19 protein-coding genes, 4 tRNA genes and 1 pseudogene are annotated in these 21,405 nt (G+C 65.5%); 17 read left to right on the forward strand and 7 right to left on the reverse strand.

The genetic code is table 11. The features are described 5' to 3' along the window. The 5 genes from selB (at position 1) to B3T59_RS13380 (ending at position 4,915) form a co-directional block, all read left to right on the forward strand. On the forward strand, positions 1–1,791 hold the full coding sequence (selB, locus tag B3T59_RS13360) for a selenocysteine-specific translation elongation factor (protein ID WP_287003770.1): 1,791 nt from the start codon (positions 1–3) through the stop codon (positions 1,789–1,791). A gap of 72 nt (positions 1,792–1,863) precedes the next feature. Next, positions 1,864–2,337 carry a MarR family winged helix-turn-helix transcriptional regulator gene (locus tag B3T59_RS13365; protein WP_287003771.1) on the forward strand — a complete coding sequence of 158 codons (474 nt, stop codon included), beginning with the start codon at positions 1,864–1,866 and terminating at the stop codon, positions 2,335–2,337. A 17-nt stretch (positions 2,338–2,354) separates the two neighbouring features. Further along, positions 2,355–2,777, forward strand: a complete 423-nt coding sequence (locus B3T59_RS13370; RefSeq protein ID WP_287003772.1) for an organic hydroperoxide resistance protein — start codon at positions 2,355–2,357, stop codon at positions 2,775–2,777. Between the two features lie 70 nt (positions 2,778–2,847). Further along, positions 2,848–3,390: a dihydrofolate reductase family protein gene (locus B3T59_RS13375; protein WP_287003773.1), complete on the forward strand. Its 543-nt coding sequence runs from the start codon at positions 2,848–2,850 to the stop codon at positions 3,388–3,390. A 106-nt stretch (positions 3,391–3,496) separates the two neighbouring features. Then, the gene (locus B3T59_RS13380) at positions 3,497–4,915 is read left to right on the forward strand and encodes an HNH endonuclease (protein WP_287003774.1); all 1,419 of its coding nucleotides are present in this window, start codon (positions 3,497–3,499) and stop codon (positions 4,913–4,915) included. A gap of 50 nt (positions 4,916–4,965) precedes the next feature. Here B3T59_RS13380 and B3T59_RS13385 read toward each other — a convergent pair. Next, positions 4,966–5,038 (reverse strand) — tRNA-Lys (locus tag B3T59_RS13385). Between the two features lie 216 nt (positions 5,039–5,254). Between B3T59_RS13385 and B3T59_RS13390 the strand changes: the two genes are divergently transcribed. The 7 genes from B3T59_RS13390 (at position 5,255) to B3T59_RS13420 (ending at position 10,365) form a co-directional block, all read left to right on the forward strand. Further along, positions 5,255–5,327 (forward strand) — tRNA-Glu (locus B3T59_RS13390). A gap of 38 nt (positions 5,328–5,365) precedes the next feature. After that, positions 5,366–5,442, forward strand: a tRNA-Asp gene (locus tag B3T59_RS13395). 28 nt (positions 5,443–5,470) lie between these two features. Then, positions 5,471–5,547 (forward strand) — tRNA-Phe (locus B3T59_RS13400). Positions 5,548–5,801: 254 nt separating this feature from the next. After that, positions 5,802–6,863 (forward strand): hypothetical protein, encoded by a 1,062-nt coding sequence (locus tag B3T59_RS13405; RefSeq protein WP_287003776.1) that lies wholly within the window; start codon positions 5,802–5,804, stop codon positions 6,861–6,863. Between the two features lie 264 nt (positions 6,864–7,127). Next, the gene (locus tag B3T59_RS13410) at positions 7,128–7,775 is read left to right on the forward strand and encodes an NUDIX hydrolase (protein ID WP_287003777.1); all 648 of its coding nucleotides are present in this window, start codon (positions 7,128–7,130) and stop codon (positions 7,773–7,775) included. Between the two features lie 115 nt (positions 7,776–7,890). Then, entirely contained in the window at positions 7,891–8,445 is a 555-nt protein-coding gene (locus B3T59_RS13415) for a YceI family protein (RefSeq protein WP_064861509.1), read from the forward strand. A 279-nt stretch (positions 8,446–8,724) separates the two neighbouring features. Next, complete coding sequence (locus tag B3T59_RS13420) at positions 8,725–10,365, forward strand: adenylate/guanylate cyclase domain-containing protein (RefSeq protein WP_287003779.1); 1,641 nt, start codon at positions 8,725–8,727, stop codon at positions 10,363–10,365. Between the two features lie 11 nt (positions 10,366–10,376). Here the strand turns inward: B3T59_RS13420 and B3T59_RS13425 are convergent, their stop codons facing one another. The 3 genes from B3T59_RS13425 to B3T59_RS13435 all read right to left on the reverse strand — a co-directional run bounded on the left by B3T59_RS13425 (position 10,377) and on the right by B3T59_RS13435 (position 13,422). Further along, a complete protein-coding gene (locus B3T59_RS13425) occupies positions 10,377–12,314 on the reverse strand; it encodes an alpha/beta hydrolase (RefSeq protein WP_287003780.1) in 1,938 nt (645 codons plus the stop codon). After that, entirely contained in the window at positions 12,314–12,694 is a 381-nt protein-coding gene (locus B3T59_RS13430; protein WP_287003781.1) for a hypothetical protein, read from the reverse strand. Before B3T59_RS13430 ends, B3T59_RS13425 begins: the two co-directional genes overlap by 1 nt. 98 nt (positions 12,695–12,792) lie before the next feature. Beyond that, positions 12,793–13,422: an alpha-ketoglutarate-dependent dioxygenase AlkB gene (locus tag B3T59_RS13435; protein WP_287003782.1), complete on the reverse strand. Its 630-nt coding sequence runs from the start codon at positions 13,420–13,422 to the stop codon at positions 12,793–12,795. Positions 13,423–13,618: 196 nt separating this feature from the next. Here B3T59_RS13435 and B3T59_RS13440 point away from each other — a divergent pair, with 196 nt between their 5' ends. Together B3T59_RS13440 and B3T59_RS13445 are read left to right on the forward strand one after the other, a co-directional pair. Continuing rightward, the gene (locus tag B3T59_RS13440; protein WP_005204405.1) at positions 13,619–15,856 is read left to right on the forward strand and encodes an MMPL family transporter; all 2,238 of its coding nucleotides are present in this window, start codon (positions 13,619–13,621) and stop codon (positions 15,854–15,856) included. 37 nt (positions 15,857–15,893) lie between these two features. Then, positions 15,894–16,552: pseudogene (locus tag B3T59_RS13445) on the forward strand (TetR family transcriptional regulator). On the opposite strand, the gene B3T59_RS13450 reads toward B3T59_RS13445, so the two are convergent. After that, positions 16,541–17,140 carry a TetR/AcrR family transcriptional regulator gene (locus tag B3T59_RS13450; RefSeq protein ID WP_005204408.1) on the reverse strand — a complete coding sequence of 200 codons (600 nt, stop codon included), beginning with the start codon at positions 17,138–17,140 and terminating at the stop codon, positions 16,541–16,543. The pseudogene B3T59_RS13445 and the gene B3T59_RS13450 overlap by 12 nt on opposite strands. A gap of 93 nt (positions 17,141–17,233) precedes the next feature. On the opposite strand from B3T59_RS13450, the gene B3T59_RS13455 reads away from it, so the two are divergent. Continuing rightward, complete coding sequence (locus B3T59_RS13455; protein ID WP_005204409.1) at positions 17,234–17,617, forward strand: DUF1304 domain-containing protein; 384 nt, start codon at positions 17,234–17,236, stop codon at positions 17,615–17,617. 67 nt (positions 17,618–17,684) lie between these two features. Then, the gene (locus B3T59_RS13460) at positions 17,685–18,713 is read left to right on the forward strand and encodes an NADP-dependent oxidoreductase (RefSeq protein WP_005204410.1); all 1,029 of its coding nucleotides are present in this window, start codon (positions 17,685–17,687) and stop codon (positions 18,711–18,713) included. Positions 18,714–18,736: 23 nt separating this feature from the next. Here the strand turns inward: B3T59_RS13460 and B3T59_RS13465 are convergent, their stop codons facing one another. Then, on the reverse strand, positions 18,737–19,888 hold the full coding sequence (locus tag B3T59_RS13465) for a pyridoxal phosphate-dependent aminotransferase (protein WP_287003783.1): 1,152 nt from the start codon (positions 19,886–19,888) through the stop codon (positions 18,737–18,739). Positions 19,889–20,027: 139 nt separating this feature from the next. On the opposite strand from B3T59_RS13465, the gene B3T59_RS13470 reads away from it, so the two are divergent. Continuing rightward, positions 20,028–20,591 (forward strand): hypothetical protein, encoded by a 564-nt coding sequence (locus B3T59_RS13470; protein ID WP_064863187.1) that lies wholly within the window; start codon positions 20,028–20,030, stop codon positions 20,589–20,591. Positions 20,592–20,627: 36 nt separating this feature from the next. Here B3T59_RS13470 and B3T59_RS13475 read toward each other — a convergent pair. Continuing rightward, the coding region (locus tag B3T59_RS13475; protein ID WP_287003784.1) for a DEAD/DEAH box helicase at positions 20,628–21,405 on the reverse strand (778 nt) is incomplete at its 5' end.

The following is a 21,405-nucleotide window of genomic DNA, read 5'->3' on the forward strand; positions in this document are numbered from 1 at the left end:
GTGTACGTCGTCGCGACGGCGGGGCACGTCGATCACGGGAAGAGTGCGTTGGTCCGTGCGCTGACGACGATGGAACCGGACCGCTGGGCGGAGGAGCGCCGTCGAGGACTGACGATCGACCTCGGATTCGCTTGGATGACAACACCATCCGGCGCCGACATCGCGTTCGTCGACGTTCCGGGTCACGAACGATTTCTCGGCAATATGTTGGCGGGAATCGGCCCGGCGCCCGTGGTGGCCTTCGTCGTCGCTGCCGACGAGGGGTGGAACAGGCAGTCGTCGGATCATCGTGACGCGATCTCCGCACTCGGCATCGATCGCGGGGTGCTGGTGATCTCACGCGCCGATCTCGCCGACGACGAGCGGATCTCCGATGTCGTAGCGCAGGCACGCGACGAGCTGTCCGGTACCGGTCTCGGCGACGCGCCGGCCGTGATCACGTCGGCGTTGACCGGGCGGGGGATCGACGAGCTGCGCGACACGATCGCAGAGGTATTGCAGCGCAACCCGTTTCCCTCGGATACCGCACCCGTTCGGTTCTGGATCGACCGCGCGTTCACCATCACGGGTGCGGGAGCCGTGGTCACCGGGACGTTGTCGGCCGGGTCGGTGGGGCGTGGAGAAACGCTGGATGTGTTGACCGGCAGAGGGATTCGATCGGTCACCGTGCGTGGTGTGCAGAGTGAGAACACGCCGCGCGAACGCGTCGGACCCGTGAGCCGGGTGGCGGTGAATCTGCGCGACGTGTCTGCGTCGGATATCGCACGGGGCGATCTGCTGTTGAGTCCCGGGGTGTGGCGGCTGACCGACTGCGTCGACGTTCGACGTGTCAGTGGGCCTGAGTTCGACTCGATACCACGCGATCTGAGTGTTCATGTCGGCACGGCTGCGCTGCGGGGTCGGCTCCGCCCATTCGACGCCGACCACGCGCGGATCACATTCGAGCAAGCCGTTCCGCTGATCTTCGGTGATCGGCTGGTGCTCCGTGACGCGGGCAGCGGTCGGATCGGAGGGGGCGTTGTCGTGGATGCAGAGCCGCCGCCGCTGCGGCGTCGGGGTGATGCGGCGCGTCGAGCAGATGCGTTGTCGGACATGAGTGATGCCGGCGATGCGCGACGTGAGGTCGAACGTCGTGGTGCGGTCACCGTCGAGCATCTGCGACGGCTCGGTGTCGTCGGAGCCGAGGCAACCCCGCCCGAGGGAGTGCGCGTTGTCGGGGCCTGGTGGGTCGACGAGCAGGCCTGGGCGGAGTGGGTCGCACGGCTCCGCGATGCTGTTGATGCTGTCTATCAGCGGGATTCGCTCGCCGAGGGCTTGCCTCGCGCGAGTGTCGCGGGCGTCGTCGGACTTCCATCGGAAGCGATTGTCGCGCCCCTCGTCGCCGACGCCGGCCTTGACCATGCGGGCGGTTTCCTGTCGAAATCCGGTGTGGCACGCGGACTCGGCGATGCGGAGGAGGCTGTCGCTGCACTCGAGCGTCGGTTCGACGACGATGCCTTCGCCGCGCCGGAATCCGATGACCTTGCCGCACTCGGGCTCGGCCCCAAGCAACTGGCAGCGGCTGAACGCCTCGGGCGGCTGCTTCGGTTGCGTGACGGTGTTGTGCTCTCGCCCCGATCTCCCGCGATGGCGATGCGCGTTCTGGCTGCTCTTGATCAGCCCTTCACGACGAGCGAGGCCCGAAAGGCTCTGGGCACCACGCGCCGCGTCGCCATCCCATTGCTCGAGCACCTCGACGAACGCGGCTGGACGCGACGACTCGACGCGGGGCACCGCGAGGTGGCTCGGTGAACGATGACCTCCCCAGATACATTGTGAGCAACTAGGTTGTGAGCAACCTAAATCGGGTCTACTGTTCTCCATGTGGGAAAGATTCGACTCGACGACCATCTGTGTTTCGCGCTCTACACCGCGTCGCGCGCGATCATCGCCGCAGAGCGACCGGGCTTGGTTGAACTCGGACTGACGTATCCGCAGTACCTCGTGATGCTGGTGCTGTGGGAGGAAGAATCTGTCCCGATCGGCCGGCTGGGGGAGCGCCTGCAACTTGACTCGGGCACCGTGTCACCACTGGTTCGTCGGTTGGAGTCGATGGGGCACGTGCGACGTCACAGGTCTCCTGACGACGAGCGGTCGACGATCGTGTCACTCACCGACTCGGGCGTGGCGCTGGGCGAAAAGTCTGACTGTGTGCTGGCCGCCTTGGTCGATGCGGTGAACGGTTCGTCGAAAGAGCCCTCGGAATCTGATGCCGACTTCGACGTCGACGCGGCTGTCGAGCTGCGTGCGGCACTGCACCAACTAACCGATGTGTTGCGCGCCAACCAGGCGCGCTGAAGAGAAGGGAAGTCACCATGAAGGCTTTGTACACAGCCGAGGCACTTGCCACCGGCGAAGGCCGGGACGGTCACGCCAGGACGAGCGACGGACAACTCGATCTCGATCTCGCGATCCCCAAGGAGCTTGGCGGACCCGGCGGCGCGACGAATCCGGAGCAACTCTTTGCAGCCGGCTACGCCGCATGCTTCCACAGTGCATTGCGCACGGTCGCTCGGGCCGAGAAGGCCGACGTGAGCGACTCGGCTGTCGGCGCCCGAGTGTCGTTGGGGGCCAATGACTCCGGCGGTTTCGAGCTGGCCGTCGTGTTGGAGATCTCGTTGCCGGCGCTGAGCGCAGACGACGCGCAGGCACTCACCGCCGCGGCTCATCAGGTGTGTCCGTACTCCAACGCCACGCGCGGCAACATCGACGTGACCCTCACCCTGGCGGAGGACTGACCCTGATTGGCGACTGACACGAATCGTCGACTGACGCCGGACACGCGGTGGCCGGTCCCATACTGGTTTCATGGCAACGCGGTTTCGCTATTACACAGCACAGACTCTCGATGGCTTCCTTGCCGACTCGGAGGACTCGCTCGATTGGCTGCTGAGTCAGCCAATCGACGAGGACGGGCCGATGAACTACACCGAGTTCCTCGGCGACGTCGGCTGTCTGGTGATGGGGTCGACAACGTACGAGTGGGTCGTCGAACATGAAGTGCACCAGGGTAATCCGTGGCCGTACGAGTTGCCGACACTCGTGTTCAGCTCACGCGACCTCACTCCGGTCGCCGATTCCGTCCGCGTGGTGTCGGGTTCGCCTGCGGACCATCGTGCTGCGCTGGTCGACGCCGCCGCCGGACGTGACGTCTGGATCGTCGGAGGGGGCGACCTCGCCGCGCAGTTCTGGGCCGCGGGAATGCTCGACGAACTGATCGTGTCGATCGCACCGGTGCTACTGGGTTCAGGGCGTCCGCTCTTCACTGCGAGGTGTGATCTCGAACTGCTCGACGTCGCGCGCAATCAGGGTTTCGTCTGCGCCCGCTACCACATCACGGCGTTCCGCTGAACGCACGTGACCGTCGAGCGTTCCGCTGAACGCTCACTCCGAAATCTCTGTCAGTACCCGCCGATACGATGAACCAATCGAACATATCATCGATCCAGGGGTGGTCATGACCGGTGGCAGCACAGACATCTTCGACGCGGCTGATCCGTCCGATCTTGCGGTGGAGGAGATCGCCGATCGGCTGGAGGGCTACGCGGGCCAGATCGCGAGTATGACGGCTCGGTTCCTGCTGTTGGTGTCGGAATTCGACCGACGCATCGGATGGTCCGGTGACGGGATCATGTCGTGCGCGCACTGGTTGACGTTGCGGACCGGACTATCCACGCGGACCGCGCAGGAGTACGTGCGGGTGGCGCGCACTCTCGACGAACTGCCGAGGATTCGTGCAGCATTCGCGCAAGGTCGGTTGTCGTACTCGAAAGTGCGTGCCTTGACGCGGGTCGTGACGCCCGATCGCGAGGACGAACTACTCAGCGTCGCCTTGTCTGCCGACGCCGCTCAGCTCGAGCGAGTGGTGCGGGCAATCCGCTCGATAGATCAGCGGGAGCGCGAGGCCACCGAGGGTGAGGTCGAATCGACCGCCTCGTGGGAGTGGAATTTCGACGGCACACTGTCGGTGCGGATGCGGTTGTCGGCGATGGACGGGGCATCCTTCATGGCAGCAACTGTCCGTGCCGAGTACGAGCGCACGCGCAACGTCGAAGCCGATGAGGACGTCCCGGATATTGCCGAACTGGCTGCGGCGCAGGAGGTTTTGTCCGAGGAATCAGGACTGGAACCTCCGGACCGTCGTCTGTGGCGCCATACTCCGTCCAACATCGCACCCGCTGTCGTGCTGATGGCCGACACGATGCAGACGGCGATCGAGGTGCCCGCGTTCACGCCGGGCGCCGAAGTGGTCGTCCACACGCATGAGCGCGAGGACGGGGCACCGGACCTGCCCGTCGTCGCTCCCGATCCGCATGTCGAGGGCGGCCTGGCAGTGTCGGGGGCGGAGGTGAAGGAGGCGTCGTGTGCGGGCACCAAGACCGACGTGCATCACGGAAAGCAGGGGAGCATCGCGTCGTGGGGCCGTCGAACGCGGACACCCTCGACGCGGACCCTGCGCGCGATCTTGGCGCGCGACGGCGGTTGCCGCTACCCGGGGTGTGGACGGACCCGGCATCTTCACGCTCATCACGTCCGGTTCTGGTCGCATGGTGGCGAGACGACACCCGACAACTTGGTGCTGCTGTGTTCGTCGCATCACCGATCGTTGCATCGTGGTGAATTCTTGATCAGGGCGCATGCGTTGCAGCAGTTCACATTTCATCGACAGAATGATCACCAGCCGATCGAGCAGGCGCCGCCGACCAGTGTGCCGGGCGTGTGGCGGCCCGCGGCGATCTCTGACGACGCGGTCGTCCCCGAGAACCCGGGACCTCTCAACTTGGGCTACACCACTGAGGTGCTGTACGCGAGTTGGCGGTTCAAGCAGTCCGCCGCAGCCCGCGCCGACCGGGCGGCGTCGCTGGCCGCAGCGTGACGACGTTCAGCGGAACGCCCGCCGCGTGCCGGCGCGGACTCTATTGCGAGTGCCCCCAGTAGGGCTCGAACCTACGACCTGCGGATTAAAAGTCCGTAGCTCTACCAACTGAGCTATAGGGGCGGACGCCTCGGCGCTGTGGCCGACGCAGGAAGTGAGTTTACAGGTCGACTGCGCGGCGGTGCATCGACGGTGGGCTTGGAATTGTCGATGCCGTCGGCGTCGGATCCGGGTATGGTGTTCGGAGGGCATCAACTCGCGCGAAATGCAGGCTGACCAGCCGATTTGTGAATTGCGCGAGCGGTGTCCTAAGCTGAGTCGGCTCCCAACGGAGAACCGGCCCCCTTCGTCTAGCGGCCTAGGACGCCGCCCTTTCAAGGCGGTAGCGCGGGTTCGAATCCCGTAGGGGGTACAACTGATCCTCTACGGGGGAGCAGGAAAATTGAAGATGGCCCTGTGGCGCAGTTGGTTAGCGCGCCGCCCTGTCACGGCGGAGGTCGCGGGTTCGAGTCCCGTCAGGGTCGCCAAAGGTTTCGGTTTCGCACCGGGCCTCCTGGCCAGGTAGCTCAGTTGGTACGAGCGTCCGCCTGAAAAGTGGAAGGTCGTCGGTTCGATCCCGACTCTGGCCACCAGATATCTACTCGAAAAAGACCATCCGGCTTGCCGGATGGTCTTTTGCTTTTCGACGATGGCTGCCCGGAGCGTCGGCTCCGCGGAGCCGATTCATCGGGTGAGCCCAGGCCCGTACCGCTCTGCCATCCCGGCAAGCCATTCCACTCCGATGGGGTCGGCCGAGCTCAAGACCACGGAGTCTCGGGCGCGCTCATCCGAGACACCCTGCCCGATTCCGAACTCACGCTGCACCGTCGCGCGCGACAATCGCCTCATGTCGGCTCGGCAAACGACGGTCCTGGTGCGCAGCGTCTACGGGACCGCTGCGGTGCAGTGGTTCCTCATCTTCGCGATCGGCACGATCCTCGTGACGCGTGCCTACCTGCGTCTGACCGGCTACCCGCAGATCGGAAACGGCACGCTGCACATAGCCCACGCGCTGTGGGGCGGGGCGCTCATGATGCTCGCGTTGGTCTTCGGGTGGCTGCTTCTTGGTTCGACGCCTCGGATTGTTGCGGTGGTGATGGGTGGTATCGGATTCGGCTTGTTCCTCGATGAAGTGGGCAAGTTCGTCACCAAGGACAACGACTACTTCTACGGCCCGTCGGCCGAGATCATGTACCTGCTGGTGGTGCTGATCCTGTTGATCAGTCGATTCGTCCGCGACGTCAAGCGCCCATCTGTGCCCGAGGCGATCGCGAACGCGGCGGTGATCGCGGCCGACGGTGTGGCGCACGGACTTCCGGAGAGTCGACGCCGCCAGGCCACCGACCTTCTCGACTTCGCCGAAGCACGCGACGCCGACCCGGCACTCGTGGCGCATATTCGCGGCCTACTCGACGCGAGCGTGCACACCCCTGACCGGTTGACCCGACTGCGTGCGCGCGCACTCGCGTTGATTCCGAGCTTCTTCCGACGACGCTGGTGGTTGGTGCTGATCGGCTGGCTGCTGGTCGTCAGCTCCGCGCTCACCGTGATCGCGGGTGCGCTCGCGCTGTACGTGAATCACCGCGACTACGGGATCTATCTCGAACTGGCCCGCGACCCCACCGCCGCGTGGATTCTGTTCGTCAGCGGCGTGCTGACGCTTGCGTGCTCGGCGTCGGCGATGATCGGTCGCCGTTACACCGATCGCGTCTGGCCGCTACGCGCACTCCGAATGGCGGCGCTCGTCTTCACGATGTCCAACGCCCTCGTCGACTTCGCGCTCGACGGGTTCGGGGCGCTCTACAACCTCGCGCTCGGCCTGTACGCGCTGGCGATCATCGACTACCACCTACGGGCGGCGGTCGCGCGGGCGACCGCACACAACGAGCACGGCCAGTTGCGGGTTTAGCGCCCCGAACCGCCCATGCTGCGCGCATAGAAGTTCAATCCGGGCCGGTTGCTCAGCGCGGCGAGGAGGACCAGGACGATGCGGGTGACAACGATCGCGGACATGATCTGCCTTGTCTTGGAGGAGGTTTCGATTCGCAGGTGTGTCAATGGTGGCCGATCGCCGTATCGGAGAAAAGGTTCGCCGGTGCAGATCACGCGCGCGTCGCCACTGTGGGTGCAGGCACACCGGTTAGCGATTCTTCGACCGTGGTGAACTGAATGTGTGACATCCATTGATCGCACGATCGCCACTGATCGCATCGCAGCACTCGAGCGTCGCGTCGTCGACGATCCCGAAGCCCGACCAGCTGCGGTCGCCATCGTGATCTCGAGTCAAGCCGGCCGCCAGGGGATCTGGGTTCTGCGTCGCCCGCTGACCATGCGTCGCCATGCCGCACAGTTCGCGCTCCCCGGCGGACGCCTCGACCCGGGAGAGGGAATCGTCGACGCCGCGCTGCGGGAGTTGCACGAGGAACTCGGGGTGGCGCTCGACACTGACGACGTCCTCGGACTGCTCGACGACTACCCGACGCGATCGGGCTTCGTCATGACGCCCGTCGTCTGCTGGGCGCCCGACGACGCGCCGACGCCGACGCCGAGCCCCGACGAGGTGTCGGAACTGTTCTTCGTGCCTCTCGACGACCTGCTCGACGAACCTCGGTTCATCGCGATCCCCGAATCGCCGCGTCCGGTCATCCAGCTCCGCATCCCAGGGCTTCGCCGTGACCCCGACGACTACTCGCCGAGCGGTCACTCCGCGCTGCTGCACGCGCCGACTGCCGCGGTGATCTATCAGTTTGTCGAGGTCGTCCTGCGAGGTCGCGACACCCGCGTCGACGGCTTCGAGCAGCCGGTATTCGCTTGGAAGTAAAAAAATCGGCTCAGGGGAATGAAATCGGACCGCGGTCCGTTTAGAACGAGCGATGGGCCGAACAGACGGTCCACGGACCACAACCGGAAAAGACAAGAAGCCGAGGAGTTTCACCATGACCACAAGCACCGTCAAGGCCCCCATCGAGGCAGGCGTCTGGAACATCGACCCCACCCACTCGACCGTCGGCTTCGTCGTGAAGCACCTGATGGTGAGCAAGGTTCGCGGCAAGTTCGAGTCGTTCAGCGGAACCATCACCGTTGCTGAGGACGGCACCCCTTCGGTGCAGGCCGAGATCGACGTCACGACCATCACCACCGGAAACCCGCAGCGCGACGGTCACATCAAGTCGGCCGATTTCTTCGACGCCGAGAAGTTCCCCAAGGCGACCTTCGTCTCGACCAGCGTCCGCCCCGACGGTGACAACTTCGTGCTCACCGGCGACTTCACCCTGCACGGCGTGACCAAGTCGGTCGACCTCGCGCTCGAGTTCAACGGATCGAACCCGGGCATGGGCCAGGGCGCTGTTGCCGGCTTCGAGGCAACCACTGTGATCAACCGCAAGGACTTCGGCATCGACATCGAGATGCCGCTCGAGGGTGGCGGCGTCGTCGTCGGCGACAAGGTCACCATCAACCTCGAGATCGAGGCACTCAAGGCGCAGGCCTGATCTGTTCATGACCCCTCGTGCGATGAGTCGATGACCTCGACATGACGTACGAGCCCACGGCCGGTGCCGTTCCCGTCAGTCCCCCGGGAGCGGCGCCGGCCGTTGTGGCGTTTGGGCGTGCGTCGTCCCACGCGATCGAGTTCTGATCCCGGCATTTCGCCTGTCACAATGAACTGTCTTATGTGACACGACAGGCAGAAAGGCGCCTCGGTGCAACCGCAACGCTCCCGCGACCACGATGACAGATGGTCTCGCGCGCGGCGTCGATACTCGACATTCGTGTGGGGCGTCGAGCGACCTCCGACGTTGCGCGAATGGGGAGGCATCGGCCGGGCGGAGCGGATTCGGCTCGCCCGCCGCGCGAGCGTGATCGCCGGTTCGGCAATCGTCGGCAGCAACGTGCTCGTCGGCCTCGAGACATTCTTGCTGGTCCAGCTGGCGTACAACGGTGGCCAGATGACCTTCGCCACGACGCTGGGCGCACCGAACTTTCCGGCCGTCGTCGCGACGATCGGCGTCGGTCTCGTGGTCAATGTCGTGCTGGTCTTCGCTGTGATGGTGCCGCAGTTGCGCTGGTTCATCAGTGGCGAGCAGGCCGATCGGGAGCGTCGACGGTCCGTCCAGAGAATCCCGTTCGCGCAGGCGGCGGCCACGATCGTCGGTTGGCTCTTGGCCGTGCTCAGCTACGTGCTGCTGTCGCTGGGCAGGCTCAGCGCCGACGACCTCCTCGGGGTGGCGGTCGCGTTCGCCCTTGCCGGCATGTCGATCGGCTGCCTCACCTACCTGTTCGCCGAACGGTCGGCGCGCCCGCTGCTGATCATCGCGCTGCAGGACCACCCAGCAACCCATGCGGTGCAGGGCGTGCGTGCCCGCATGGCCGCGGTGTGGGCCATCAGCTGCCTCGTGCCGATGAGTGGACTGCTGATCATCAACCTCGGGAGGGGATCGGGCCTGCTGCCTCCGGCCGCCGGCCGGATCGATTGGACGACGGTGGTGCTGGCCGCGGTCGGTCTCGCTGCGGGCGTGCGCGTCATCATGCTGGTCGGGCAGGCCATCATCGACCCGCTCACCGAACTGCGGCACGCCGTGCAGCGGGTCCAGGACGGCGACCTCACCACCCATGTCGATGTGTACGACTCGTCGGAGCTCGGCGTGCTGCAACACGGCTTCAACGAGATGGTGGAGGGCCTCGACGAACGTGAGCGGATGCGTGAACTGTTCGCGCGCCACGTCGGCGACACCGTCGCGCAACTCGCCATCGAACGCGGTGCAGGCATGCACGGATCGAACTGTCGGGTCGGGGTGCTGTTCGTCGACATCGTCGGATCCACCACGCTGGCCGAGCATCGGGCGCCGGAAGATACTGCAGCGCTCCTCAACTCGTTCTTCTCCGTTGTCGCCGACGTGGTCGATAGACACGGCGGCTTCGTCAACAAGTTCGAGGGCGACGCGGCACTCGCTGTGTTCGGTACCCCCGTCGAACTCGACGACCCCGCAGCCGCGGCGCTCGCCGCCGCGCGCGACCTCGCCAGGGGCCTGACCGAAGCGCTCGAGATCCGGTGGGGGATCGGAGTTTCTTACGGAACCGTGTTCGCGGGCAACATCGGTGCCGAGCAGCGCTACGAGTACACAGTGATCGGTGACCCGGTCAATGAGTGCGCGCGTCTGTCGGAGGCGGCTCGCAGCGGCCGGTATCCGGTTCTTGCCAGCGGCGAGGCGATAGACGCGTCGGAGGGCGAGAGTGAGCACTGGACGGCGGTTGATCGTCGAGTTGTGCGGGGGCGCAGTGAGATCACCGAAATGTACGCCCCGATCGGACTCGACGGCCAGACGCCGTTGTCGATCGGCGGGTTGATCTCCGGACTGCTCGGTCCCGCGATCCGGATGGCGACGGGCTCATCCAAACACTCCGACAAGTGACGCTGCGCAAGCTATTTCGGCAGGTGCAGCGGGATGTCGGGAACACCGGGTAGGTCAACTCCGCCATTCTGAAGGTCGTCGAGAAGCTTCAGCAGCGGTGGCAGCAGCACACGGGCCTTCTCGACGGCTTCCCCGGTGTGCGCCTGCGCCGACTCTGCGTACGCGCGCCCGGCGTCGACGCCCGGCATGTCTGACGCGCGCTCCACATAGGGCGTCGGTGTTTCGCCGCGGACCACCCTGACCATGTTCTCGAAGGCGTCAGAACCGGGATCGTTCCAGTACTCGCCGTGCCCACGAACGCCGTGAACCAGCCCGCGGTGTTCCTGGTTCTCACCGCTGTAAAGACCGGTGTCCATCCGCTCGACTCCTCGAGCGGTATCGGGGTCGACGCCATGCGGATTGACTGGCAACGACTGCGAGGCCTGGATGAGATCGCCCGGCGCAGTCATCGAATAGCGTTCGACGTCATGGTTGCTCCACGGTGTGTCGAAGACTCCGGTGCCGGCTGACGATGCGTAGATGACACGGTCGGCCCGTAAGCCGATCTGCTCGGCCGAGCCGACGACGGAACCTCCGTACGAGTGGCCGATGTATGTGGTCTTCGCGTCCGGACAATGAGCCGCGATCTCGGCGTCGAGTGCGTGGCTGAAACCAACGAGTCCCGGTGCCATCTCCCGGGCCAACTGAGGGTCGAGAGCAGAATCATTGATCGACGCCAACACCGCCGGAACGCCCCCGACCGTTGCCCCGGGGATCAGTCCGGCCGCTCCCGCCAGCCCAACTCCCGCGCGCGCACCTGTGAGCGTGTCGGTCGCGATCCTCGGCCAACCTTCGTATCCCATCGTCTGAGGTAGGTCGCCGTTTGCGTAGACGAATACGGGGCCGCCAGTCCGCTTCGACATGTTCCAGGCCGACTTCGTGTTCGTCGCACTGTCGTTCATGTTGGTGCCCGTTCCTGGTACGTACACCGCTGCATTGGGCGAGTGCGGTCCCAATTCTCCGATCATCTCGATGAAGTGCCCGTTCTCGCTGTTGTCGAAAGCGACGAACGAACGCTCGACCAGGTGATCATCGGGGAAGTCGGCGCTGTCGGCGTTGTCGTAGGCGGCAGCGCGACGAGGGTCCGGTGCCTGGCGTAAGAACGCGGCCAGCCTCTTGGCGCGCGGACCCTCGCCGCGGCCGGCTTGCCTCTCGTCGGCGAGCGCGTTGCGGATGTTGATCTCATTCGCGTTGATGCGCAACGGGAATGGCACTCCATCGAGTTTGCCCATGGTGATCGGGTCAGCCGCGATGAGTCGACGCAAGTCTGCTGGGCTCATCGCATCGAGCAGCGTGCGCATATCGTGAGGTTTCATGCCCTTGAGTCGTTCGATCACGTCGTCCGCATCGGCGGAGGTGCCATCGGGCAGGCGTACGTCGGGTTGTCCTTCGACCATTGCTGCGAGGTCTGCTGCGAGGTCGGCGAGTCGCTTTCCGAAGTCGGTATCGTAAGCGCCAATCATGTTCAGCCCGTTCTGAATTCGGGTTTGAAGAGTTGATGCCCTGTCGTCACCGGCGGCTACGTCGCCCTCTGCCCTCGCCTCATCGCCGGGCTCCGGGGCCGCGGTGACCTCGCCGGTGTCGGCGACGTCGAAACCCTCGGCGATTGCGTCGTCGACCCTGCGCAGCACGTAGTCGCGGGCGTGCGCGATGTCGGCGGCGGCGTCCTTCGCTTCATCGGCGATCTGATTCAGTACATTGCGCACCTCGTCGGCGTGATCGCGTTCCTCGACTACACGACGGTGCGCCGCGGCGTGGGCGGCGCCGCGCCAGTGGCCCGCGCCATCGAACGCACGGACCGCCGCGTCGATTGCCGCGTCGAGTGTCGACGCCGCGGCCTGCGCTGCCTCGCCGGAGGCCATCATCGAATCGCTGCTCCACACGCGCAGTTGCGAGATGGTCGGAATCATCAGCGCCCCTGCAGCTCTTCCATCGATGCTGCGGCTGCGGCGTCGCTCGCCGCGGCCGAACCGTTGAATCTCTGCATGTAGTTGCCGAGCGTCTCCAGCCGGGTGGCGATTGATTCGAGAGTGGGGATCGCGGAGGTGTGTGCGGAATGCAGAGCAGCAACGACATCGCTTCCCGAACCGGTGGCCGCCGACAGGGCGCTGAGGTCGATTCGGCCAACGGCCCCGCCTTGCGCTCGCCAACTCGCGGCTACTGCTTCAATCTCTTCGGGGCTGATGCCGAAACGCATTTCGCCATAGATCTCGCGTGCCTTCTCCTTCACCGCGGCGGGTGCGAGTTCTAGTGGATTGATCGGCAGCGTCAGATGTGGCGTCCAAGGCATCGGCGTTGTCCCCTCAGTGGTGATGTGACCCGCGGCATTTCACCGACGGCACCAACTCAGACGCACGCAGGAGTGTGATGGTTCCAAGTATCCGCGGCTCACCACACGCCGGGCGGTCGGAACTGCACGCTCATCCGTGCGCCGACGCCGCGGACCTTGGGTACCGCGTGCTCCCAGGTGCGCTGACAACTCCCGCCCATCACCAACAGATCGCCCGCCGACAACGTGAATTTCAACGACGCTCCGCCGCCGCGCGGCCGTAGAGACAGCGGGCGCGGTGAGCCGAGGGAGACGATCGCGACCATCGTGTCGTGGGTGGCGCCGCGACCGAACCGGTCGCCGTGCCACGCAACCGAATCCGATCCATCGCGATACAGGCAGAGGCCCGCTGTCGCGAAGCCCTCGGGTAACTCGTCGCGGTAATGCGCTGTCAGGGCCGCTCGCGCGTCGACGAGCAACGGGTCGGGGAGTTCGTCACTCGCGTGGTAATTGCAGACCAGCCGCGGGACGTCGACAACCCTGTCGTACATCCGACGACGCTCGGCCCGCCACGGAACGTCGTCGCGCAGAGCGTCGAACAGGTCGGTGCTGCCCGCGATCCATCCGGGCCGCAGATCGACCCACGCGCCGTTGGTCAGGACCCGACGTTCGACGTGCGATCCGAGATCGCGCAGCCGTGGTGACTCGGCGTCGAGGTCGAAGATCGATCCCTGGACTCCTGCGCTCATGGACGACAGCCTACACCGATATCGAACATGCGTTCGCAAAGCGGGTGGAAGGGGCCGCGTGGGACGTCGCTCACAATCGCGGCTCGGAGGTGGCACACCGACGTCGCCCATCGGTATACCGGAGCGCAAGTGTTAGCAACTAACACTTCTTAGTTGCTGCCGGAATGTCCGAGTCTTCTCGAGGGAGTGCACACAGATGGCGTCGTTGTTGTTTCGGGTGGGACGGTTCTCGTTCCGCCACAAGTGGTGGGTGATCGGGGCCTGGGTGGTCATCGCCGCGCTGCTCATCGGACTCGTGGGTGCGTTGAACCCCAAGTTCGCGAAAGACTTCGAACTCCCCGGAACCGACTCCGGAACTGCGACCTCGCAGGTCGAGGAGTATTTCCCCGAGGCGATGAAGCAGCAATCGGAGGCCTCGACGAGCGTCCTCGTTGCCGCGGACGACGGGCTGGCCGCCCATTCCGCACAGATCGACGCACTCGTCGCCGACCTGCACACCTTGCCCGAGCTGACCGACAAGGCGACGGTTCTGAACCCTGTCACCGTCGCCACGGCCAAACCCGAGCTCGCGTCGTCGGTCCTCGGTGACGGTGGCAAGGTCGGTTTGATCCAGGTGCGGCAGAACATCGAGCTGACCGACCTCACCGTCGAGAACAAGAAGCAGCTGACCGACATCCTCGAGAAGCATCGGGGCAACGGTCTGCAGGTCGAGGCCACGGGCTCGCTGATGAGCGTGATGGAGGCGGGCGGTAAGGCTGAGTTGATCGGCTTCGCCGTCGCCTTCGTGGTGATGATCGTCGCCTTCGGAGCGCTCGTCGCCGCGTTCATCCCGCTGATCACCGGCCTGATGGGCGTGATGATCACCATCATGCTGCTGCGGCTGAGTGCCGAGGTCATCACGGTCAACGAGACCGCCACCGCGATCGTCACCATGCTCGGCATCGCCGTGTCGATCGACTACGCCCTGTTCATCGTCTCCCGCTATCGCGGCGAGGTGAAGCGCGGCGGTGACAGAGCCGACGCCGCGGGTCGAGCGGTCGGTACGGCCGGCTCCGCTGTGGTCTTCGCCGGGCTGACCGTGATCATCGCGGTCGTCGCGCTGATGGTGGTCGGAATCCCGCTGATCACCCAGATGGGTGCGGGCGCCGCCGTCGCGGTGTTCATGGCAGTGATCGCCGCGCTCACCCTGATCCCCGCGCTGCTCGGTGCCGTCGGACGTTTCGCGTTCACCCCACGTATCCCGTGGATCAAGCACGCAGAAGAATCCGACACCGCCGACACCAACGGAGTTCGCTTCGGCCGCATGGTGGTTCGGCGACCCATCCCGTTCATTGTCGCGGGTCTCGCGGTGCTGGTACTCGCGGCGATCCCGGTCGGCAAGCTGCAACTGGGGCTCTCGCTCTCCAGCGACGACGAGGCTCCCGCACAGGCACTGCTGCAGCGCGGCTTCGGCGAGGGCATCAACGGCCCGCTGCTCGTCGTGCTGCACTCCGAGAACGGCACGGTCGAGAAGGCGGCCACCGAGACCGTCGCGCACATCAAGACGCTGCCCGACGTCGCCAACGCGTCGACGATGACCTGGCTGGGCAACGGCACACCGCAGCCGAACGTCGGAGCAACCGCCGCGCTGATCTCGGTGACGCCCAAGAGTGCGCCGTCGGATCAGGCGACGCACGACCTCATGGAGCAGATCCGCGACTTCAGTCCCGAGGCGCAGCGAGCAGGGTCGGAACTGCACGTCGGTGGTCAGACGGCCATCATGTCCGACCTCTCGGCCAAACTCGACAAGGCGTTGATCCCGTATCTGATCGTGGTGGTCGGGTTGGCGTTCCTGATCATGATCGCGGTGTTCCGGTCGATCTGGGTGCCACTGATCGGAACGATTGGCTTCATCTTCTCGGTGCTCGCGACGTTCGGCGTGACTGTCGCGATCTTCCAGGAGGGCTGGTTCGGTCTGATCGACAACACCAAGCCGATCCTGTCGTTCCTGCCGATCTTCCTGATCGGCGTGGTGTTCGGCCTCGCGATGGATTACCAGGTGTTCCTGGTGACGCGAATACGCGAGGAGTACATCCACGGCATGACCGCGAAGGAGGCGATCATCGCCGGCTACCGGCATGGCGCGCGTATCGTCACATCGGCGGCGATCATCATGATCAGCGTGTTCGCGGCGTTCATGCTCTCCCCGGACACGACGGCCAAGATGCTCGGCTTCTCGCTCGCGATTGCCGTGCTGTTCGACGCCTTCATCATCCGGATGATCGTGGTGCCCGCTGTCATCGCATTGCTGGGCGATCGGGCGTGGGGTCTGCCACGATGGCTGGACAAGCTGGTTCCCAATCTCGACATCGAGGGCGAGAAGGTGCGCGACCGCGGTATCCCGCAGGCGAGCGTCGACGAAACCCGCGAGGTCGCCGCCGCGGCGTCGAGTTGAGCGGACTGGATAAAGAGTAGATAGGGAGAGCAGTGCGATGACCGAGGCGACGAGTACGGCAGCGATGGCTACCGCGCCCGCCTCGGTCTCGCATGCGCCCGACGCCCCCGTACGCCCGATCGGGTTGCGCGAGAAGCACAAACGTCGCACCAGGGCGGCAATCCGCGCGGCGGCGATGGAACTGTTCGACGCCCAGGGGTACGCACAGACGACCGTTGCGCAGATCGCCGAGGCTGCCGACGTCTCCCACACCACCTTCTTCCGCTACTTCCAATCGAAGGAACAGGTCGTCACATCAACGACGACCTCGACGACGTGTGGCAGGAGGCGCTCACATCGATCCCGCCCGGGCTCGGACGATTCGATCTCCTGCGCGAGATCGTGCGCAGACTCGTCGGCCTGGTTCTCGCCGACGACTGGGCCTCGGACCCGGCGCGGATGAAACTCATCCAGTCCGAGCCGGCGCTGCTGGTGGTCAACCAGGTCGAATCCGACCGCGCGATCTCCGAGGCCGCAGACTTCATCGCCGACTACCTCGGTGTCGACCGGGACAGCAGCCGGTTGCGGGTGTTCATCGCGGCGGTGGGCGGGATGATGTTCCACATCGCCAACGGGATCGACGATCCCCGCGACGGCAGGTTCCTCGACACGCTTCTCGAGGCGATCGACCTCCTGGAGGCGGGGCTACCCCTCTAGCGCTGCGGCGGCGTTCAGCGCCTCGGCTGCCGCGTCGAGCGTGCGCGCGGCCTCGGCCGTGTCGATGCGGGCCAGGCATTGTGCTGCGATGATCGCGGCCACGGTCAGCCGCGTGTGATGGTCGACGACGCTCGGTGTCGCATCTGGGAGCAGAGCCCGCACGCCGCGGAGAACCGCGGACGCGAGTTCGGCGCGATAACTCTCGATGACGGCGTGCACAGTCTCGTCGGAGCCGATCGGTGTGGCCGACGCGGTGAGGATCAGACATCCCGCCGGAGCGCCGCCCGTCTGCGCGATCGTGAGAATGGCGTCGCGGAGACCCGCGAGGTAGTCGATGAGCGCATCGGGGGAGACGTCGTCGGCGACGAGGCCGGCCAGGCGCGGTCGGACGACGGCGTCCAGGTAGTCCTCGACTGCGGCGTCGAACAGTCCGCGCATGCTTCCGAAGGCGTGGTAGATGCTCGACCGTCCCACCCTGGTCGCCTTCTCGATGTCGGTCACCGACACCTCTCCGAAGCCGCGTCGCCAGAACAGATCGCGTGCGACGCCGACGAGCTCAGCTCTGTCGAAGGTGGCGGTGCGGCCCACGGCTGTCTCCTCGTTCGAGAATTTATTGCAACAACCATTCTACTATGCTTATAGTGTAACGACCAGTGCACAATCGGAGGCAGGGAGAGTCGGATGATCGTGGCCGCAGTCGTATTCGTGGGTGTGGCCGTCGCGCTGCACTGCTACATCTTCGTCATGGAGTCGCTGCGATGGACGGCGCCGGCCACCAGGCGCACCTTCGGACTCTCGGCCGACGAGGCCGCCAACACTCGTGACATGGCCTTCAACCAGGGCTTCTACAACCTGTTCCTCGCCGTGATCGCCACGGTAGGGGCGGTGCTCGTCTTCACCCAACGCGACGTCGGTGCTGCGCTGATCTTCGCGGGCTGCGGCTCGATGGTCGCTGCCGGCGTGGTTCTGCTTCTGTCGTCGCCGACGAAGGCCCGAGCGGCACTGACCCAACTCGCGACACCGCTGGTGGCGGTCGTTCTGTTGGCCGCGGCACTCATCGCATGATCCGAACGTCTGGTCCCATACCCATGCAACAGAACTCATGTAACCGAAATACGAGGAGAGTGGAGATATGAGCACAACGAGCACGCAGATCCAATTGGTGAATCGCCCGGTCGGCTGGCCGAAGGACTCCGACTTTCGCACGGTGCAGGTGACTCTCGACGACCTCGCGCCGGGCGAGGTCCGCGTGGCAAACGAGTTCGTCTCCGTCGACCCGTACATGCGCGGACGCATGATCGACACCCGCAGTTACGTCCCGCCCTTCAAGCTCGACGAGACGATGACGGGGGGTGCGGTCGGGCGGGTCGTCGAGTCGCGTTCCGACGACGTGCCGGTCGGCGCGTTGGTGCTGCACCAGCTCGGTTGGCGCGATGTGGCGCAGGGCCCGGCGAAGGCGTTCACGGTGTTACCGGAGCCGCCCACAGATGCCAACGGCGACAAGGCGTTCGACTCGTCGGTCTACCTCGGTGTGCTCGGCATGACGGGGCTGACCGCCTACGTGGGCTTGACCGAGATCGCGGAGATGAAGCAGGGCGACGTCGTGTTCATCTCCGGCGCGGCGGGCGCCGTGGGGACCGCGGCGGGACAGATCGCCCGACTACTCGGCGCCAAGGCGGTCATCGGATCGGCCGGGAGCGCCGAGAAGGTCGAGTTGCTCACCGGGCGTTACGGATTCGACGTCGCGCTCAACTACAAGGACGCACCCATCCGCAAGCAACTCCGCGCTGCGGCGACCGACGGCATCGACGTCTACTTCGACAATGTCGGCGGCGATCACCTCGAGGCGGCGCTCGACGTCTTCAACGACGGTGGGCGTGCGGCGCTGTGTGGCGCGATCGTCGCCTACAACTCCACCGAGCGGATTCCCGGACCCGACAACATGTCCAACATCATCACGCGGGGACTGACTCTGCGTGGTTTCACCGTGGGTCACCACTTCGACAAGGCGCCCGAGTTCACCGCGAAGATGTCCGACTGGCTGGCGTCGGGCGAGGTGGTTTATGACGAGACGGTCGTCGACGGCATCGACCACGCGGTCGATGCCTTCCTCGACATGATGCGCGGCGCGAACGTCGGAAAGATGGTCGTGCGCCTGTAGGTGACGGTCAGTAGGGCGAGGAGTCAGAGTGTCCGCAGCCGCCGCGCGGCCTCGGCGATGACGTCGTCGCGTTTGGAGAATGCGAAGCGCACCATGTGTTTCCACGGCTCCTTGTCGTCGGCGAAGACGCTAACCGGCACCGCCGCGACACCGATCCGCTCGGGTAGCGTCCGGCAGAACTCGACGCCGTCGTCGTATCCGAGAGGCCGCGGGTCGGCGCAGGCGAAATAGGTTGCCTCGCTGCGATGGACGTCGAACCCGGAGTCGACGAGCGCGGAGGTGAGCAGGTCGCGCTTGGCCTCGAGCTCTGCCGCAGACGTGCGCACCCAGTCCATCTCGTTGTCCAGGGCGAAGGCGACGGCGGGCTGGAAGGGTCCCGAGCCGACGTAGGTCATGAACTGCTTCGCCGCACGCGCCGCTGCGACCAGTTCGGCGGGTCCGCTGATCCACCCGACCTTCCAGCCGGTGCAGTTGAATGTCTTTGCCGCACTGGAGATCCGGAGCGTGCGCTCACGCATGCCCGGCAGCGTGGCCAACGGGGTGTGGGTGCGCCCGTCGAACAGCAGGTGTTCGTAGACCTCGTCGGTGACCGCGACGACGTCGTGTTCGATACACAACCGGGCGATCTCGGCGAGGTCGTCGTCGGAGAGCACGGTTCCGGTCGGATTGTGCGGCGAATTGATGAGCGCCACCGCGGTTTTCGGTCCGAAGGCGTCGGCGAGCCGTTCGCGATCGAGGCGGAAGCCGTCTCCGTCGGAGACGAGCGGGACGACGCGGCGCACGCCGCCCGCCATGGCCACGGTCGCCGCATAGGAGTCGTAGTAGGGCTCGATCATGACGACCTCGCGACCCGGTTCGACCAGTCCGACGATCGCGCCCGCGATGGCTTCGGTCGCGCCGACGGTGACGAGGATCTCGGTGTCGGCGTCGTAGTCGAGGCCGTAGTGCTCGCGCTGGTGCCGGGCCACCGCGGTCCTCAACTCGGGAACACCGATCCCCGGTGGGTACTGGTTGCGTCCCGCGGAGATCGCGTCTTTCGCCGCCGTCAGCATCGACGCGGGGCCGTCGGTGTCGGGGAATCCTTGCCCGAGGTTCACAGCGTCGTGCTGGACCGCCAGCGCCGACATCTCGGCGAAGATGGTGCTCGAAAACGGTCGGAGGCGCTCGACGGTCATGGCTCAAGGCTGTCACATGTCGGATGTTCGATGCACTTGTACGTGCTCGATCCCAAGTCGACGACAAGAACCCCGCAAGCGGGCGGAGTGACATTTGCGGTGGCGCCGACAGACGGCGCAACACCCGAGAGGATCCACCATGTTCACTTCGTCCGGCATTCATGTCCTGCACGGCCCGCTCTGGCGCATCGGCTGGCGTGCCGTGGTCGTCGCCGCCTGCATGGGCCTGACCCTCGTCGCCGCGTGCGGGGTGTCGGTCGGCGACGACATCGTCGACGACGCGGCCGACATCGACGTCGGGCAATGCGTCACGATCGGCGCGTCCACGGTCGACGACGGGAACGTGAAGGCGACGCGCACCGACTGCGGCGGTGACGATCTCACGTTCTACGTCGCTGCGAAGGTTCCGTCCGATGCAGGTTGCGTGAGCAAGAACAGTGCAGGTCTGACCTTCGACAAGGGCGACCAGAAGCTCTGTATGACACCGAGTTTCGTAGCCGGACAGTGCTATCAGGTTCCGCTGCCCGGCGGTCGGCTCGTGGACTACCGCGAAGTCGACTGCGATGCGACGGCACGCACGTCGACGATCGTCGCGCGAACGGTGCAGCGAGCCGATGGCGAGGTGCAGTGTCCTGACGACCTCACCACCTGGACGTTCACCGAGCCGCGCCCGATCGGCTACTGCCTCGAGGCGCTGGTGTGAGCGGGCGCGGTGCGCGGGGGCCCTGCACGAGCAGGATCAACCTGCGGACTCCTCGCCGATGGCCGGGCCGAGCAGGTCGTCGGCGTCGGTGATGCGATACGCGTAACCCTGCTCGGCGAGGAAACGCTGCCGGTGGGCGGCGTAATCGGCGTCGAGGGTGTCACGCGAGACCACCGAATAGAAGTGCGCCTGACCACCGTCCTTCTTGGGGCGCAGCAGACGACCGAGTCGCTGAGCTTCCTCCTGACGAGACCCGAACGTGCCCGAGACCTGCACTGCGACCGACGCCTCCGGCAGGTCGATCGAGAAGTTCGCGACCTTCGACACCACGAGCGTCTGCAACTCACCCGAGCGGAAGCGGTCGAACAGCGCCTCGCGCTCCTTGTTCTTCGTCGAACCCTGGATCACCGGGGCGTCGAGTTCACGCCCGAGTTCTTCGAGCTGATCGATGTACGCGCCGATGACCAGCGTCGGCGAGCCCGCATGCTTGGCCAGGATCGACTTCACGACGTTGACCTTGGTGTGCGCCGTCGAGCAGAGCTTGTACTTCTCCTCGTTCTCGGCGACCGCGTACTGCAGACGCTCCTCGTCGGTGAGTGTCACGCGAACCTCGACGCAGTCGGCAGGCGCGATCCAGCCCTGCGCCTCGATGTCCTTCCACGGGGCGTCGTAGCGCTTGGGTCCGATGAGGCTGAACACGTCGCCCTCACGGCCGTCCTCACGCACGAGGGTCGCGGTCAAACCGAGTCGACGCCGCGACTGCAGGTCGGCGGTCATGCGGAACACGGGCGCCGGCAGCAGGTGCACCTCGTCG

The organism is Gordonia sp. UBA7860, from assembly GCF_002500165.1.
In the GTDB taxonomy this organism is placed as follows: domain Bacteria; phylum Actinomycetota; class Actinomycetes; order Mycobacteriales; family Mycobacteriaceae; genus Gordonia; species Gordonia sputi.

What these genes read in the sequence shown, in the direction of transcription:
- B3T59_RS13435 (WP_287003782.1), bottom strand. Translation starts at nt 13,422, where the DNA reads ATGAGCGCAGGAGTCCAGGGATCGATCTTCGACCTCGACGCCGAGTCA.
- B3T59_RS13415 (WP_064861509.1), top strand. Translation starts at nt 7,891, where the DNA reads ATGACCACAAGCACCGTCAAGGCCCCCATCGAGGCAGGCGTCTGGAAC.
- B3T59_RS13425 (WP_287003780.1), bottom strand. Translation starts at nt 12,314, where the DNA reads ATGATTCCGACCATCTCGCAACTGCGCGTGTGGAGCAGCGATTCGATG.
- B3T59_RS13470 (WP_064863187.1), top strand. Translation starts at nt 20,028, where the DNA reads ATGTTCACTTCGTCCGGCATTCATGTCCTGCACGGCCCGCTCTGGCGC.
- B3T59_RS13370 (WP_287003772.1), top strand. Translation starts at nt 2,355, where the DNA reads ATGAAGGCTTTGTACACAGCCGAGGCACTTGCCACCGGCGAAGGCCGG.
- B3T59_RS13455 (WP_005204409.1), top strand. Translation starts at nt 17,234, where the DNA reads ATGATCGTGGCCGCAGTCGTATTCGTGGGTGTGGCCGTCGCGCTGCAC.
- B3T59_RS13465 (WP_287003783.1), bottom strand. Translation starts at nt 19,888, where the DNA reads ATGACCGTCGAGCGCCTCCGACCGTTTTCGAGCACCATCTTCGCCGAG.
- B3T59_RS13380 (WP_287003774.1), top strand. Translation starts at nt 3,497, where the DNA reads ATGACCGGTGGCAGCACAGACATCTTCGACGCGGCTGATCCGTCCGAT.
- B3T59_RS13440 (WP_005204405.1), top strand. Translation starts at nt 13,619, where the DNA reads ATGGCGTCGTTGTTGTTTCGGGTGGGACGGTTCTCGTTCCGCCACAAG.
- B3T59_RS13460 (WP_005204410.1), top strand. Translation starts at nt 17,685, where the DNA reads ATGAGCACAACGAGCACGCAGATCCAATTGGTGAATCGCCCGGTCGGC.
- B3T59_RS13405 (WP_287003776.1), top strand. Translation starts at nt 5,802, where the DNA reads ATGTCGGCTCGGCAAACGACGGTCCTGGTGCGCAGCGTCTACGGGACC.
- B3T59_RS13375 (WP_287003773.1), top strand. Translation starts at nt 2,848, where the DNA reads ATGGCAACGCGGTTTCGCTATTACACAGCACAGACTCTCGATGGCTTC.
- B3T59_RS13430 (WP_287003781.1), bottom strand. Translation starts at nt 12,694, where the DNA reads ATGCCTTGGACGCCACATCTGACGCTGCCGATCAATCCACTAGAACTC.